Origin of the sequence: Streptomyces sp. NPDC093568 (assembly GCF_044764945.1) — a bacterium.
Lineage (GTDB): Bacteria > Actinomycetota > Actinomycetes > Streptomycetales > Streptomycetaceae > Streptomyces.
The window spans coordinates 156,715-171,618 of record NZ_JBIWJD010000006.1 but is presented as its reverse complement, the minus strand read 5'-3'; the positions used below and the strand labels follow the sequence as shown (position 1 = coordinate 171,618).

Sequence of the window (14,904 nt, the reverse complement as noted above, 5' to 3'; positions counted from 1 at the left end):
TAGCGCAGGACAGGACGGGTCGGGTCGGTCAGATCGGCCGGCACTCGCCGGAGTTCTCCGCTTCGGAGCACAGGCCGTGGCCGTGCTCGTGGATGATGTCGCGGCCGCTCTGCTGGGTGAGGAAGTTCAGGAAGGCGGCCGCGACGGAGCCCGCCGGGGCCTCGCCGTAGGTGTAGGCGTACTCCGTCTGCCAGTACGGGTAGTTGGTGTCCTCGACGCCTTCCGCCGTGGGCTCCCTGCCGTCGATCCGCAGCTTGGCGAGCTTCTTCGCGGCCTTGTGCCCGCCGACTCCCGCGGCCTCGCTGTAGCCGATGGCGCCGGGTGTCGCGGCGGTCGTGTTCAGCATGGTGTCCGTGCTGGTGACCTCGCAGCGGCCGTACCGGTTCGCCTTCAGGGCCGCGCAGTCGGTCACGGTGAACTGCGGCGGCTCGTGGCCGGCCAGGACCTTGGCGACGAGCGTCCGGCGGGTGCCCGAGCCGGGGTCGCGGTTGATCAGGTGGACGGGGACGTCGTTCCCGCCGACCTCGGACCAGTTCTTCACCCGGCCGGCGAAGAGGTCGCGGATCTGGCCCAGTCTCAGGTTCTCCACGCCCGCGTCCGTGTTGACGACCAGGGTGAACACGGAGAAGGCGACGGGCTTGGGGACCAGCCGGGGGTGGCCGTCGGAGGCGACGCCGTCGGTGAAGGTGATGTGGTCACGCAGACCGTCGCCGACCTTGATGCCGGCGGCCGCGCCGGCCTGGTCCAGATCGGTGACCCCGTCGGTGCTGCCCTTGAAGGGGTTGTCCTCGAGCGGAATGGCCAGGGAGTCCGCCCCCTCGCACCGCTTGAGGTAGTCCTCGGCGGCGGCGCGCACCGCGGGTCCGAAGGCCGTGGAGCCGCTGAGGTGCAGGGTTCCGCCGACGCAGTCCAGCGGGGGCCGGCGGTCGTCGCGGACGAGCAGCGTGAAGGAGGCCTGCACGGCGACGGCCGCGATCAGGATCCAGATGACCCACCAGGCGGGCCGGGAGGCGAAGACATGGCTCTCGGTCCTGGTCGCCTTCAGCTTCAGGAGCCGTACCAGCGGGTCGTACCAGCGGCCCGGCCCCTCGGTGCCCTCCACGAGCGGATCGGGGAAGGGGTCCTTGGTGCCGTCCTCGGGCCAGCGTTCCAGCACGACGAGCACCTTGTACTCGGCTCCCCGCAGCAGCGTCACCTTCGGCAGCCGGATGATGCCCGTGCGCTCCTCCGGGATGTTCTCGCGGCTGAAGCCTTCCTTGGCGACGAAGCGGGTTCGTTCGGTGCCGTCGTCCGCCTGGTAGCTCTCGCGCCGGAAGAAGAAGTCGCGCAGCACGCCCTGGCTCGGATCGGTGAGCACCACCGCCGCGACCTGGCGGGCCCGGAAGGTGACCTTGATGCCGGAGGCGTCGTTGGGGTCGGCCAGGTAGTCATCGGACCCGATCTTGGCCGAGCCGGCGTTCTCGATGCGCAGCAGGACGAACGAGGGGTCCTTGAGCTCGTGGTCGTCGTGCTTCATGTCGCTCAGGACGCCGGCGTACGGCTTGCCGGCCGCGTCCGCGGCCAGGGTGTCCATCTGCACCCGGTAGCCGAGCCGCTTGCGGCCGATGATGGCGAACTCCCAGAGGAACGCCGCGACGGGAAACGCGAGACTCAGGATCGCGATCCACCGCTCGACCTGCTCGCCCATCGCAGGAACCCCCGAATTCCCTTGCGCCATGAAGTAGTTGACGGTGTGCCCAGGGTGACGAGTGGGTGCGCGGGGTTGCCAGGGGTGCCGGATTCCTCCGGATGATGTTCATCCGGGGGCCATCTGTGCAACGTTCCGTTCGCCGGCCGGGCGGCGATCCGCCTCCTCGGCGCTCCCCCCGCCCCGGCCCCCACCCGCTAGATTTGGTCGGATGAGCGACCCGGCTACACCGCCGCCCCGTTCCCTCGCGGAAGCCCTCCGCGCGCGGGACGACGCCTCGCTGGCCCTGCTCCTGCGCAGCCGGCCCGATCTCATCACGCCCGTCCCCACCGACCTCACCCAGCTCGCGACCCGCGCCGGCACCCGGGCCTCGGTGGTGCGCGCCCTGGAGCGGCTGGACCGTTTCGCGCTGCAGACGGCGGAGGCGCTGGCGGTGGCGGCGGACCCGGCGACCTACGACGAGCTGCTCGGCCTGATGGCCGGCGACGAGGGCGACCCGGCGGTCGCGGGCGCGCTGCCGCACGCGCTCGGCACCCTGCGCGAGCAGGCCCTGGTGTGGGGCGCCGACGACCGGCTGCGCCTGGTGCGCACGGCCCGCGAGCTGCTGGCGCCCTCGCCGCAGCACCCCTCGCCGACCGGGCTGGGCCCGACCGTGCAGGAGGCCGCGGCCGGCATGTCGCCGGGCCGGATCCAGGCGATCGTGGCGACGGCCGGGCTGCCCTCGACCCACGACGCGGTGTCCGCCTTGTCCTCGCTCGGCGCCCTGTTCACCGACCGGCGCCGCATGGCGGCCCTGCTGGGCGACGCGCCGGAGGAGTCCCTGGAGGTGCTGTCCCGGCTGGTGTGGGGGCCGCCGTACGGCCAGGTCACCGCCGACCCGGCGCCCCGGCTGCGCTGGCTGCTGGACCGCGGCCTGCTGCTGCCGACGACGCCCGGCACGGTCGTCCTCCCCCGCGAGGTGGCCCTGCATCTGCGGGCCGGCCGCGCGCACCGCACCACCGAGCCGCTGCCGCCGCCCGTCGAGCCGGCCGCCACGCACCGTCCACAGGTTGTGGACGCGACGGCGGCCGGGCAGGCGTACACGGCGCTGGCCACCGTCGAGGAGCTGCTGAAGGACTGGGACGAGGGCGGTCCGGCCGTGCTGCGGGCCGGCGGGCTGAGCGTGCGCGACCTCAAGCGCACCGCCGTCGCCCTCGACGTGCCCGAGCCGACCGCCGCGTTCTGGGTCGAGCTGGCCTACGCGGCGGGCCTGCTGGCCTCCGACGGCGAGGCCGACGAGCGGTACGCCGCGACGCCCGCCCACGACGAGTGGCTGGAGCAGCCCCCCGCCGAGCGCTGGGCGCGGCTGGCGGAGGCGTGGCTGACGGCGACCCGCACGCCGGGGCTGATCGGCGGCCGGGACGCGAAGGACCGTACGTTGTCGGCGCTCGGTCCGGGACTGGACCGCTCCGCCGCCCCGGAGGTACGGCACCGGGTGCTGACCCTGCTGGCCGGGCTGCCGGAGGGCGTGTCCCCGTCGGCCGAGTCGGTGCTGGCCCGGCTGCGCTGGGAACGCCCCCTGCGCGGCCCGCAGCGCGAGGACGATCTGCGCGGCCGCCTCGCCCGGTGGACGCTGAGCGAGGCGGAGCTGCTCGGGGTGACCGGGCGGGGGGCGCTGTCGGCACACGGGCGGGCGCTGCTGGGAGCGGCGGCGAAGGCCGGCGGGGGAACCGCGGGAAGCGGCCGTGCCGCGAGCCCGTCGGCCACCGGGCCGTCGGCAGCGGCTCACGACAGCGTCGGCGGGCACCGGCCGGCGCCGACGACGCCCGCCGGGAGGACCGCGGGAAGCGGCCATGTCGCCGGCCCGTCGGCGGCGGCCCACGACGCCACCGCCCGCCTCGCACCGGCCCCGTCCGGCGGCTCGCCCACCAGCCCCGGCCACCCCACACCGACCACACCCGGCAGCCCTCCCACGGGCCCCGGCGACAAGCTCCCCGTCCACCACGAGCACCCCCGCCCGGCCGGCCCGCCCGAGCCGCTCACCCCGGCCGAGCAGTCCGTCGCCTCCGCCACCGCCGCCCGGCTGCTGGCCCCGCTGCTGCCCGAGCCGCTCGACCACGTCCTGCTCCAGGCCGACCTCACGGCCGTGGCACCCGGCCCGCTCCAGCGGCCGCTCGCCGACATGCTGGACGTGCTCGGGGACGTCGAGTCGAAGGGCGGGGCGACGGTGTACCGGTTCACGCCCGGCTCGGTGCGCCGCGCGCTGGACGCCGGACGCAGCGCCTCCGACCTGCACGCCTTCCTCGCCCAGCACTCGCGTACGCCGGTGCCGCAGCCGCTGGCGTATCTCATCGACGACGTGGCCCGTAAGCACGGCCATCTGCGGGTGGGCGCGGCTTCGGCGTACGTCCGCTGCGACGACGACGCGGTGCTGAACGAGATCCTCGCCGACAAACGGGCCGCCGGCCTGCGCCTGCGGCGGCTGGCGCCCACGGTGCTCGCCGCCCAGGCCGACCCGGCCGCGCTGCTGGAGGGCCTGCGCTCGATGGGCTTCGCGCCGGCCGCCGAGTCGGCGGAGGGCGACGTCCTGATCACCCGCGCCGACGCCCACCGCACCCCGCCGCGCACGGCCCCCGAGCCGGTCCCGGACGGCCCGCCGACACCGGACGCCACCCTGCTGGCCGCCGCGATCCGCGCGATCCGGGCGGGCGACCTCGCCTCCACGACCCCGCGCAAGCCGAGCACCGACACGGCCCCGGTCACCAGCGGCGAACTGCCCCGCACGACCTCCGCCGAGACCCTCGCCACCATGCAGGCGGCCGTCCTGACCGGCGCGGCGCTGTGGATCGGGTACGTCAACGCCGAAGGCGCCGCCAGTCAGCGGGTGATCGCTCCGGTGCGGGTCGAGGGCGGGTTCGTGACGGCGTACGACCACACGGCGGACGAGGTGCGGACGTACCCGCTGCACCGGATCACCGGAGTCGCGGAGCTCGCGGACGACCAGATCTGAGGCCGGGCCGCACGGCTCACTCGTTCGGGCGTACGCGGCGGTTCATGTACGCCACGCCGGGCTTTTCCAACTCTTGAGGGACCTTTCGGACCATTCCGCATCGCGCCGGGGGGTGCCGGGCAGCCACTCGATGTCCTGATCACGCTCAAGTGAGCGCAACAGAGAGGTAGTTGTCCATGCGCACAGCTCGTCGTCTTGCCACCGTCCTGGCCGCCGCGGCCATGATGATCGGTGCCCTCACCACCCAGGCCGCGGCGATCGGCATCGACGTCGCAGGGCTGGTGATCGAGACGCCGCAGGTCTGACGCGACCGCAGTGCACCCGTCGGGCCGGTCCGGCGAAAGGACCGGCCCGCCCTCTCCGAAAGGCCCTGAAGTCCGCATGCGTTCCAAGCGCCGCGTCCGCGCCCGTTCCGCCGCCCTCACCGCCCTGCTGTCGGCGACCGCGCTGGTCACCGCCCTCGCCCCGGAGGCCGCCGCGGCCGCTTCCGCCCTGCCGCTGCCCCTCCCGGCCCCCGCCGGGGAGTCCCTGATCACCGAGGGGCTCACCGTCGAGGGACCGCTGATCAACAATGTCAGTCTGCCCATGCTGAAGTAGCCCGCCGCATCCGGTAGCTGTCGCCCTCGATCGGCACGAACTCGGCGTGGTGGACCAGCCGGTCCACCATCGCCGGCGCGGAGGGGCCGGCGAAGATCTCGTCCCAGCGGCCGAGCGGGCGGTCGCCGGTCACGATCAGCGAGGCCCGTTCGTAGCGGTGGGCGACCAGCTGGAAGAAGAGCGTGGTGGTGTCCGCGTCGAAGGGCGTGTAGCCGACCTCGTCGACGATCAGGAGGGGGTGTTCGTCGAGTGCGGTCAGCTCCTCGGCCAGCCGCCCGGCGTCCCGCGCGCCGGCCAGCCGCGCGGCCCACTGGGCGGCGCTCGCGAACAGCACCGAGTACCCGGCCTGGCAGGCCCGCACGCCCAGGCCGACGGCCAGGTGCGTCTTGCCGGTGCCGGGCGGGCCGACGAAGAGCACGTTCCGTCCGGCGGTGACGAAGTCCAGCTTGCCGAGCCGGGCCACCGCCTCCCGGTCGAAGGAGCGGGGGTGCTCGGAGTCGAAGTCCTCCAGCAGCTTGCGGGCGGGGAACCCGGCGGCGCGCAGCCGCTCCTCGGCACTCGGCTCGTCCTCGCGCGAGGCGGCCTGCGCCGGCACGAAGGCCTTCGCGGGCGGCTCCTCGGGGGTGTGCTCGTGGTGCGCCTGCTGATGGGCCCGCTCGGCCTGCGCGGCCATCGGACCCGACATGTACGCGAGGATCGCCGCCGAGACGATGAACGCCATGTGGATCACCGTGCCCCACAGCAGGGAGTGGTGCGAGGTGCGGTGGACGTCCACGAACATCTGGAGCAGATGGACCGAGGAGATCCCCACGATGGCGGTGGCGAGCTTGACCTTCAGCACGTTGGAGTTGACGTGCGAGAGCCATTCGGGCTGGTCGCGGTGGCCCTGGAGGCCGATGCGGGACACAAAGGTCTCGTAGCCGCCGACGATCACCATGATCAGCAGATTGGCGATCATCACGACGTCGACGAGCTTGAGCACGGCGAGCATGACGTAGGTCTCTGTCGCCTGCCCGGTCACACAGCGGAGAATTAAGGCCCAGAGTTCGTTGAAGAACTTGTAGACGTACACCCCCTGGGCGGCCACGAGGCCGAAGTAGAGCGGGGCCTGCAGCCAGCGGGTGGCGAACAGGGCGTACCCGAGGGTGGTGGTCGGCGGGGACGGGTCACGGTCGATGGCCTGCACGCTCGGCATTCTTCGCAGCCGCCGCCGGATAGGTGAAACCACGCCACTCACAGGAATGAAAAGACATCCTGTAGGACTCCGGATTCGATCAGGAATCGATCAGGCACACTGGACGTTTGGTCGGGCGGTCGAGCGGAAGGACACACGCACGTGAACGGACCACTGATCGTCCAGTCGGACAAGACCCTGCTCCTGGAGGTCGATCACGAGCAGGCCGACGAGTGCCGTCGGGCGATCGCGGCGTTCGCCGAGCTGGAGCGGGCGCCCGAGCACATCCACACCTACCGGGTGACCCCGCTCGGCCTGTGGAACGCGCGCGCGGCCGGGCACGACGCCGAGCAGGTCGTCGACGCGCTGGTGACGTACAGCCGCTACCCGGTGCCGCACGCCCTGCTGGTCGACATCGCCGACACGATGGACCGCTACGGCCGCCTCACGCTCTCCAAGCACCCCGCGCACGGCCTCGTCCTCACCACCACCGACCGCCCGGTGCTGGAGGAGGTGCTGCGCTCGAAGCGGATCGCGCCGCTGGTCGGCAACCGCATCGACCCGGACACCGTCGCCGTGCACCCCTCCGAGCGCGGGCAGATCAAGCAGACGCTGCTGAAGCTGGGCTGGCCGGCCGAGGACCTCGCCGGATACGTCGACGGCGAGGCGCACCCGATCGAGCTGGCCGAGGACGGCTGGGCACTACGGCCCTACCAGAAGCAGGCCGTGGAGAACTTCTGGCACGGCGGCAGCGGTGTCGTCGTCCTGCCCTGCGGCGCCGGCAAGACCCTCGTCGGTGCCGGTTCGATGGCGCAGGCGAAGTCGACCACCCTCATCCTCGTCACCAACACCGTCTCGGCCCGGCAGTGGAAGCACGAGCTGGTCAAGCGGACCTCGCTCACCGAGGACGAGATCGGTGAGTACAGCGGGACGCGCAAGGAGATCCGCCCGGTCACCATCGCCACGTACCAGGTGCTGACGACCAGGCGGAAGGGCGTCTACCCGCACCTGGAGCTGTTCGACTCCCGGGACTGGGGGCTCATCGTCTACGACGAGGTGCATCTGCTGCCCGCGCCGGTCTTCAAGTTCACCGCCGACCTCCAGGCCCGCCGCCGGCTGGGCCTGACGGCCACCCTCGTGCGCGAGGACGGGCGCGAGTCGGACGTGTTCTCGCTGATCGGCCCGAAGCGTTTCGACGCTCCCTGGAAGGAGATCGAGGCGCAGGGGTACATCGCTCCCGCCGACTGTGTCGAGGTCCGGGTCAACCTCACCGACTCCGAGCGGCTCGCGTACGCCACCGCCGAGCAGGAGGAGAAGTACCGCTTCTGCGCGACCACCGACACCAAGCGGAAGGTCACCGAGGCGCTGGTCCGCCGGTTCGCCGGGCAGCAGATCCTGGTGATCGGCCAGTACATCGACCAGCTCGACGAGCTGGGTGAGCATCTGAACGCCCCCGTGATCAAGGGCGAGACGTCCAACGCGCAGCGCGAGAAGCTCTTCGACGCCTTCCGGGAGGGCGAGATCAGTGTGCTCGTGGTGTCGAAGGTCGCGAACTTCTCGATCGACCTGCCGGAGGCCACGGTCGCCATCCAGGTCTCGGGCACCTTCGGCTCCCGCCAGGAGGAGGCGCAGCGGCTGGGGCGGGTGCTGCGGCCGAAGGCCGACGGCCATCAGGCCCACTTCTACTCGGTGGTCGCCCGCGACACGATCGACCAGGACTTCGCCGCCCACCGCCAGCGGTTCCTGGCGGAGCAGGGCTACGCGTACCGGATCGTGGACGCCGACGAGCTTCTCGCGGAGGAGTGACGGAGCAGGGGCGGAGGAGCAGGCGTGCGGAACGGGCGTCCCGCGACGGTCACTTACGGCGGACGCCCGCTTCCTCTCCGTACTCACCGAGGACGATCACGTCGAAGGCGGCGCCCGCGAACACCCTGACGGCACGCAGGGCTTCGCCGAGGCGATGACGGTGGCTCCCCTGGAGTGCCGTTGCTCCACGGGGGCCCGCGGGGGCTGTGTGGATGGTTGCTGCGCTCATGTCTCCATGATGCGTTCGCGCACATAAAGGACGCATCGGTCTGCGGGCCGAAGCCGCACACCGCCCGCGTACGTCTCGGGACGGACCGCACACCCTCAAGGAGGAGGGCGCGTCCCCTAGGGGTCGTCGGCAAGGGGGACGGGGATCAGCGGGCGCGGATCAGGGGACGGGGATCAGAGTACGGGGATCAGGGGACGAGGATCAGCGGGCGCGGATCAGGGGACGAGGATCAGACGGAGGGCTCGGGGAGGGGAAACCCGGGGCGGGAAAACCATTGGCATCCGCCGCCGACGCTCACCTAAAATCTCCGCTCTTGCCCGCCTCCGTTCACGGAGTGCCGCCGTCCGGACGGAAACCGGTCGGCTCTCTCGACCACTTTCCGCAGGTCCTCCGGAGGCACCCCCTTGTCCACGCCCGTCGACGACCCCCTGGACCCGCTCCAGCGAGAGCGTTCCCACCTCGCCTCCTCCCGTGCCGCCCTGCGCGCCATGCGGGAGGACGTCGAGTCCCTCGACATCCGTGACGTCACCGCCAACTGGGTCAACGCCGAAGTCCTCGCCCGCCAGATCGACGAGCGCATCAAGGCCCTGGCCGACCTCAGCGACACCCCCCTGTTCTTCGGCCGGCTCGACTACCTGCACGCCCCAGGCGCCGACCGGGCCGAGGGAGCGGAAGGTGAGCGCTTCTACATCGGGCGCCGGCATGTGCACGACGCCGAGGGCGACCCCATGGTCATCGACTGGCGGGCGCCGGTGTCGCAGCCGTTCTACCGGGCGTCCAAGAAGGACCCACTGGACATCGCGCTGCGCCGCCGCTTCGGTTACACGGGCGGCGATCTGACGGCGTACGAGGACGAGCACCTCTCCGACCCCGCCGAGGCGGCCCGCACCAGCAAGCTGCTCCAGCAGGAGATCGAGCGCCCGCGCGTCGGTCCGATGCGGGACATCGTGGCGACGATCCAGCCCGAGCAGGACGAGATCGTACGGTCCGGACTCGGCGGGACGGTGTGCGTGCAGGGCGGACCGGGCACCGGGAAGACGGCCGTGGGCCTGCACCGGGTGGCCTATCTCCTCTACGCCCACCGCGAGCGGCTCGCCCGCACCGGCACCCTCGTCATCGGGCCGAACAAGTCCTTCCTGCACTACATCGAGCAAGTGCTTCCGGCGCTGGGCGAGTTGACGGTCCGCCAGGCGACGGTGGACGACCTGGTCGCCCATGTGGAGGTGCGCGGCACGGACGACACGGCGGCCGCGGTGATCAAGGGCGACGCGCGGATGGCGGAGGTGCTGCGGCGGGCGGTCTACGCGCAGGTGAGCATGCCGACGGAGGCGGTGGTCGTCGTCCGCGGGTCGCGGCGGTGGCGGGTGCCGGCGTACGAAGTGGAGGAGATCGTCCGCGAGTTGCTGACCCGCGAGATCCGCTACGGGGCCGCCCGCGAGGCCCTTCCGCAGCGCATCGCGCATGCCGTGCTGGTGCAGATGGAGCGGTCGGGCGAGGCGCCGGACGACCGGGTGCAGGACGCGGTGGCGCGCAACAGCGCGGTGAAGGCGGCCGTGAAGGCGATCTGGCCGCCGGCGGACCCGGCGAAGCTGGTGCTGCGTCTGCTGACGGACGCGGACTTCCTGGCGGAGCACGCGGCCGGGGTGCTGTCGGAGGACGAGCAGAAGACGATCCTGTGGGCGAAGCCGGTGCGGTCGGTGAAGTCGGCGAAGTGGTCGGCGGCGGACGCGGTGCTGATCGACGAGGCGCAGGACATCGTGGCGCGTACGCCGTCCCTCGGGCATGTCGTCCTCGACGAGGCGCAGGACCTGTCGCCGATGCAGTACCGGGCGGTGGGCCGGCGCTGCACGACCGGTTCGGCGACGGTCCTCGGTGACCTGGCGCAGGGCACGACGCCGTGGGCGACGCGCAGCTGGGACGAGGCGCTGGCCCACCTCGGCAAGTCGGACGGGGTCGTCGAGGAGCTGACGGCCGGCTTCCGCGTCCCGACGGACGTCATCACCTACGCCTCCCGCCTGCTCCCGCACATCGCGCCGGGCCTGACGCCGGTCGCGTCGATCCGCGAGAACCCGGGGTTCTTCGAGATCCGTGCCGTGTCGAGTACGGCCGAAGTCGTCGCGGCGTGCGTTGAGTTGCTGGGCAAGGAGGGGTCGGTGGGTCTGATCGCCGCGGATGCCCGGGTGCCGGGGCTGGCGGAGGCGCTGGCGGAGGCGGGCATCGGGTACCTGGCGCCCGGCGAGGAGACGACGGAACAGACCCGCCTGACGCTGGTGCCGGCGTCGCTCGCGAAGGGTCTGGAGTACGACTATGTCGTGCTGGACGAGCCGGCGGCGGTGGTGGACGGGGAGCCGGATGAGCGGACGGGGTTGCGGCGGTTGTATGTCGCGCTGACTCGGGCGGTTTCGGGGTTGGTCGTGGCGCATGGGGGGTTGTTGCCGGAGCAGTTGGGGTGAGGGGCGGGGGTGGTTGGGGGTGATGTCTCGTTGCCGGCTGCGGGTGGGCGGGGGCTGATCGCGCAGTTCCCCGCGCCCCTGTTGTGCCCGGCCGCGGGTGGGCGGGGGCTGATCGCGCAGTTCCCCGCGCCCCTGTTGTGCCCGGCTGCGGGTCGGTGGGGGCTGGTCGCGCAGTTCCCCGCGCCCCTAAGGGGCTGCACTCCCGCACGCCTTCGAGTCGCCCCGCCATAGCCGCGGGCATGCGTGCCGCCTGGGGCGGCACGGGTGGGCGCGGGCGGCGCCCCGTTAGCGCCGGGCTGCGCGACCCACCTCTGCCTCGACCCTGGCGCCGGGCTGCGCGACCCACCCTGCCCCGGCCCCGGCACCGGGGCGTCTAAGAAACCCCGTCCAGCGCAGCCCGCCACTCCGCCACCGCCGTCACCGACACCGGCTCGGCCCAACCCCCGGGTCGTGCCGCGCCGCCGATGTGGAACGCGTCGATGCCGGCCGCCAGCAGGCCCGGGACGTGGTCGAGCCGGAGGCCTCCGCCCACCAGGATGCGCTGCTCGTACCCGGGCTCCCCGGCGCGTGCCGCCTCCGTGAGGAGTGTGGACAGGCCGTCGTCGACCCCGTCCGCCGAACCGGCCGTCAGGTACGTGTCCAGGCCCGGCATCCCGTCCAGCTGCTTGCGCAGCGCGTCCCGGTCGGCGGCGCGGTCGATGGCGCGGTGGAAGGTCCACCGGCATCCGTCCAGCTCCCCGACCACCCGCTCGACGGCCTCCATGTCCACCCCGCCGTCGGCGTCGAGGAACCCGAGCACGAACTCCTCCGCTCCGGCCCCGCGCAGCTCACGGGCCGCCCGCACCACCCGCTCGACGTCCCCGACCGCGAACCCGTCCCCCAGCCGCAGCATCACGCGCAGATCGATGTCGACGGCGGATCGGATCCCCGCGAAGGTCTCGACCGGCGGGGTCAGCCCGTCCGCCGCCATGTCGGTGACCAGTTCGAGCCGGTCCGCACCCCCGGCCTGGGCGGCGACCGCGTCCTCGACGCCGAGGGCGATCACCTCCAGGACTGCACGCTTGCTCATGGGACCCCATTCCTCGGCATTCGACGGCGGTACAGGTCTAGTCCAATCCAATCCAGGGTACGCCTGCCCCGCCGAAGATCCGCTCAACCCCATGACGCCCATGACGCCCATGACGCCGTCACCCGAAGATGTTCAGCTCCCCCGCCGTCGCCCCCGCCAGCTCGTACGACGCCTCCTGCGCCGGCCGCCCCGCGTACAGCCGCACCAGCGTCGCCGCGTCCCCGATGTACCGCGCCGGCGGCCGGGGAGCCGCAGCCTCGCCGAGCCGCAGCGGTTCGTCGACGTCGTCCAGGTCGGCGTGGAGCGGGACGTGCCGTCGCTCCCGGGTCAGCCACGCGAGCAGCCGCAGCGCGTCGGGCAGCCCGGCCCCGCCGTACGCCCCCGGCTCCCCGAGCACGTCCCGTACGTCCCCGGCGTGCACCCACTCCCCCAACGCGATCCCGTCCAGCGCCCCGCCCGCCGCGGCGATCACCGGCCCTGCCTCCGTCATGCCGCGCTCCAGCTCGTCGACGACCCGCGCGTTGGTCCAGTCGGCCCGCTCGGCGATGTCCCGGTCGTTGGACTCGGGCGAGAACACGCCCTCCTCGAACCGGTTCTCCACCACCCGCATGAGCGCGGCCGAGGAGTGCGCCAGCACATCCCGCACCGACCACCCCGGACACGCCGCGGTCGGCAACGCGAAGTCGGCGTCCGGCCGCCCCCGCAGCAGCGGAACCAGCGCGTCCCGCTCGACGACCAGCAACCGCCCGGGCAGCCCGGGATCCCGTACCTCGTGCACATCAGCAGAAGTCATGGCCTCCACGCTAGGGGCTGCCGTTTGGATCATCCCGGCGTCGCGGGCCCTGGCACGCACTCCCCCAGGCTCTTCGAGCAGGGAGGGACCCCCATCGCCCCCGCTCGGCTCAGCCGAGAGAAACCGAACCTCGCAGCCGGGCCGATCCAAACGGCAGGCCCTGGGCGCCCGACCCCAAGCCCGGGAGAACGCAGGCCGCACCCGTCACAATGACGCCATGGCCGATCCCCAAGCCCTCGACGCCCTGCGTACCCGCTTCAGCCGAGCCATCGACGCGGTCCGCCCCACCAACACCCCCGACCCGGCCCCGTACGCCGACAACCTCCTCGCCCGCTGGCAGGAGCCCCAGCGCCACTACCACACGCTCACCCATCTCACCGCGGTCCTGGACCGCATCGACGAGTTGGCCGAGCACGCCGACGACCCGGATGTCGTACGCCTCGCCGCCTGGTTCCACGACGCCGTCTACCTCCCCGACCGATCGGAGAACGAGGAGCGCTCCGCCCGTCTCGCCGAGCGTGCCCTGTCCGAGGCCGGGGTCCCCGCGGAGCGCGTCGCCGAGGTGGCCCGGCTGGTGCGGCTCACCGTCAGCCACGACCCGGCGCCGGACGACCGCGACGGCCAGGTCCTGTGCGACGCCGACCTCGCGATCCTCGCCGCCCCGCCCTCCGCGTACGCCGCCTACACGGCCGCCGTCCGCGAGGAGTACCACTTCGTCCCCAGCGACGCCTTCCGCGCGGGCCGCTCCGCGATCCTGCGCCAACTCCTCGATCTGCCCAGCCTGTTCCGCACCCCGCACGGCAGGCGGGAGTGGGAGGCCACCGCCCGCTACAACCTCGCCGCCGAGCTGGAAATGCTGTCGCTCTGACCGGTCCGGGCCCGTAGCCTGCCGCACATGCGACACATGGGTGGGGAACGCGTGACCGAGGCCGTGGCGAGCTGCCTGGCGCTGCTGCGCACGGTGGTGGACCAGGACTGGGCAGGGGTGAAGGCCGGCCGACTGGACTGGAACTGCCGTCAGACGGCCGAACACATCGCCGGCGATCTCATCGCCTACGCCGGCCAGTTGGCGGGCCGCGCCCAGCACGACTACGTCCCCTTCGAGATCACCCTCGACGAGGGCACCGACAACCAAGGGCACCTCCACGTCATCGAGACGACCGGCGCCCTCCTCACCGCCGCCCTCCGCACCACCCCGCCCGACGTCCGCGCGTTCCACCCGTACCCCTTCCGCAGCGCGAACGGCGAGGGCTTCGCCGCGATGGGCGTCGCCGAGGTGCTGCTGCACACGCACGACATCGCCGAGGGGCTGGGGGTCGCGTACGAACCGCCCGCCGAGCTCCCCGAGTTCGTCCTGACGACGATCTTCCCGCAGGTCCGCCCCGGCCCGGACCACTGGCGCACCCTGCTGTGGGCCACCGGCCGCGGCGATCTGCCCGGCCGCCCGCCCGTCACCGAGTGGCGCTGGAACAACAACCTCGTCCTGCCGACCGACCGCCTCACCCTCCAGGGCGTCACCCCCGCGGCCGCCGCCGACCTCCGCGCAGGCGGCGACGGCGGTTTCGAGTGGATCGACGGCGGCCCCTTCCAGGGCACGCGCGACGCCGCCGGCATGATGACGAAGGCGTACGAGGAGGGCGTGCACCGGCCCGAGTGGGGGCTGTTCGTCCTGGTGCGGCGGGAGGACGGGCGAGCGGTGGGCGGCATGGGCTTCCACGGCGTACCGGACGAGGAGGGCCAGGCCGAGGTCGGCTACGACCTCGCCGAGGCCGCCCGGGGTCACGGTTACGCGTCCGAGGCCCTGAGCGCGCTCTCGGAGCATGCCCTGGCCAGGGACGACGTCGACGCCCTGGTCGCGGCCATCCACGAGGACAACGTCCCCTCGCAGGGCGTCGCCGTGCGCGCGGGGTATGTGCGGGCGGGCGTCGAGGAGGAGCGCACCGCGCACGAGGAGCGGGACATGGACCGGGAGCTGAGGCTGTACGTCCGCCGGCGCGCGGCCGCGAACAGCGAGTGACTCAGGTCACATTTGCTCACGTCACACTCGGGTGAGCCCCTCCGTCATAGCTGTGTAACCACCGATCACGGCCAATGACAGAGGAGTTCG

At 72.7% G+C, this 14,904-nt stretch carries 12 protein-coding genes; 7 read left to right on the top strand and 5 right to left on the bottom strand.

What is annotated here, in order from left to right; all coding sequences use genetic code 11:
- Positions 1-28: 28 nt before the first annotated feature.
- Positions 29-1,687: a substrate-binding domain-containing protein gene (locus tag ACIRD7_RS24570; RefSeq protein ID WP_403456777.1), complete on the bottom strand. Its 1,659-nt coding sequence runs from the start codon at positions 1,685-1,687 to the stop codon at positions 29-31.
- A gap of 211 nt (positions 1,688-1,898) precedes the next feature.
- Between ACIRD7_RS24570 and ACIRD7_RS24565 the strand changes: the two genes are divergently transcribed.
- From ACIRD7_RS24565 to ACIRD7_RS24555, 3 genes are all read left to right on the top strand, one after another.
- The gene (locus ACIRD7_RS24565; RefSeq protein ID WP_403456775.1) at positions 1,899-4,676 is read left to right on the top strand and encodes a helicase-associated domain-containing protein; all 2,778 of its coding nucleotides are present in this window, start codon (positions 1,899-1,901) and stop codon (positions 4,674-4,676) included.
- Between the two features lie 176 nt (positions 4,677-4,852).
- A complete protein-coding gene (locus ACIRD7_RS24560; protein ID WP_403456774.1) occupies positions 4,853-4,981 on the top strand; it encodes a hypothetical protein in 129 nt (42 codons plus the stop codon).
- Positions 4,982-5,057: 76 nt separating this feature from the next.
- Positions 5,058-5,273, top strand: a complete 216-nt coding sequence (locus ACIRD7_RS24555; protein ID WP_403456772.1) for a hypothetical protein — start codon at positions 5,058-5,060, stop codon at positions 5,271-5,273.
- Here the strand turns inward: ACIRD7_RS24555 and istB are convergent.
- Positions 5,251-6,468 carry an IS21-like element helper ATPase IstB gene (istB, locus tag ACIRD7_RS24550; protein WP_403456770.1) on the bottom strand — a complete coding sequence of 406 codons (1,218 nt, stop codon included), beginning with the start codon at positions 6,466-6,468 and terminating at the stop codon, positions 5,251-5,253. The two genes, ACIRD7_RS24555 and istB, sit on opposite strands and share 23 nt — an antisense overlap.
- Before the next feature lie 141 nt (positions 6,469-6,609).
- Between istB and ACIRD7_RS24545 the strand changes: the two genes are divergently transcribed.
- Positions 6,610-8,253 (top strand): DNA repair helicase XPB, encoded by a 1,644-nt coding sequence (locus tag ACIRD7_RS24545; protein ID WP_403456768.1) that lies wholly within the window; start codon positions 6,610-6,612, stop codon positions 8,251-8,253.
- A gap of 49 nt (positions 8,254-8,302) precedes the next feature.
- Here ACIRD7_RS24545 and ACIRD7_RS24540 read toward each other — a convergent pair whose 3' ends face one another.
- Positions 8,303-8,482, bottom strand: coding sequence for a hypothetical protein (locus tag ACIRD7_RS24540; protein ID WP_403456765.1), 180 nt, complete (start codon positions 8,480-8,482; stop codon positions 8,303-8,305).
- A 404-nt stretch (positions 8,483-8,886) separates the two neighbouring features.
- Here ACIRD7_RS24540 and ACIRD7_RS24535 point away from each other — a divergent pair, with 404 nt between their 5' ends.
- Positions 8,887-10,935, top strand: a complete 2,049-nt coding sequence (locus ACIRD7_RS24535) for a HelD family protein (protein ID WP_403456763.1) — start codon at positions 8,887-8,889, stop codon at positions 10,933-10,935.
- 373 nt (positions 10,936-11,308) lie between these two features.
- On the opposite strand, the gene ACIRD7_RS24530 is transcribed toward ACIRD7_RS24535, so the two are convergent.
- The gene (locus tag ACIRD7_RS24530; protein ID WP_403456762.1) at positions 11,309-12,004 is read right to left on the bottom strand and encodes a copper homeostasis protein CutC; all 696 of its coding nucleotides are present in this window, start codon (positions 12,002-12,004) and stop codon (positions 11,309-11,311) included.
- Between the two features lie 118 nt (positions 12,005-12,122).
- A complete protein-coding gene (locus ACIRD7_RS24525; RefSeq protein ID WP_403456760.1) occupies positions 12,123-12,797 on the bottom strand; it encodes a maleylpyruvate isomerase family mycothiol-dependent enzyme in 675 nt (224 codons plus the stop codon).
- Positions 12,798-13,014: 217 nt separating this feature from the next.
- Here ACIRD7_RS24525 and ACIRD7_RS24520 point away from each other — a divergent pair, with 217 nt between their 5' ends.
- Positions 13,015-13,665 carry an HD domain-containing protein gene (locus ACIRD7_RS24520; RefSeq protein WP_403456759.1) on the top strand — a complete coding sequence of 217 codons (651 nt, stop codon included), beginning with the start codon at positions 13,015-13,017 and terminating at the stop codon, positions 13,663-13,665.
- Between the two features lie 27 nt (positions 13,666-13,692).
- On the top strand, positions 13,693-14,814 hold the full coding sequence (locus ACIRD7_RS24515) for a GNAT family N-acetyltransferase (protein WP_403456757.1): 1,122 nt from the start codon (positions 13,693-13,695) through the stop codon (positions 14,812-14,814).
- Positions 14,815-14,904 lie beyond the last annotated feature (90 nt).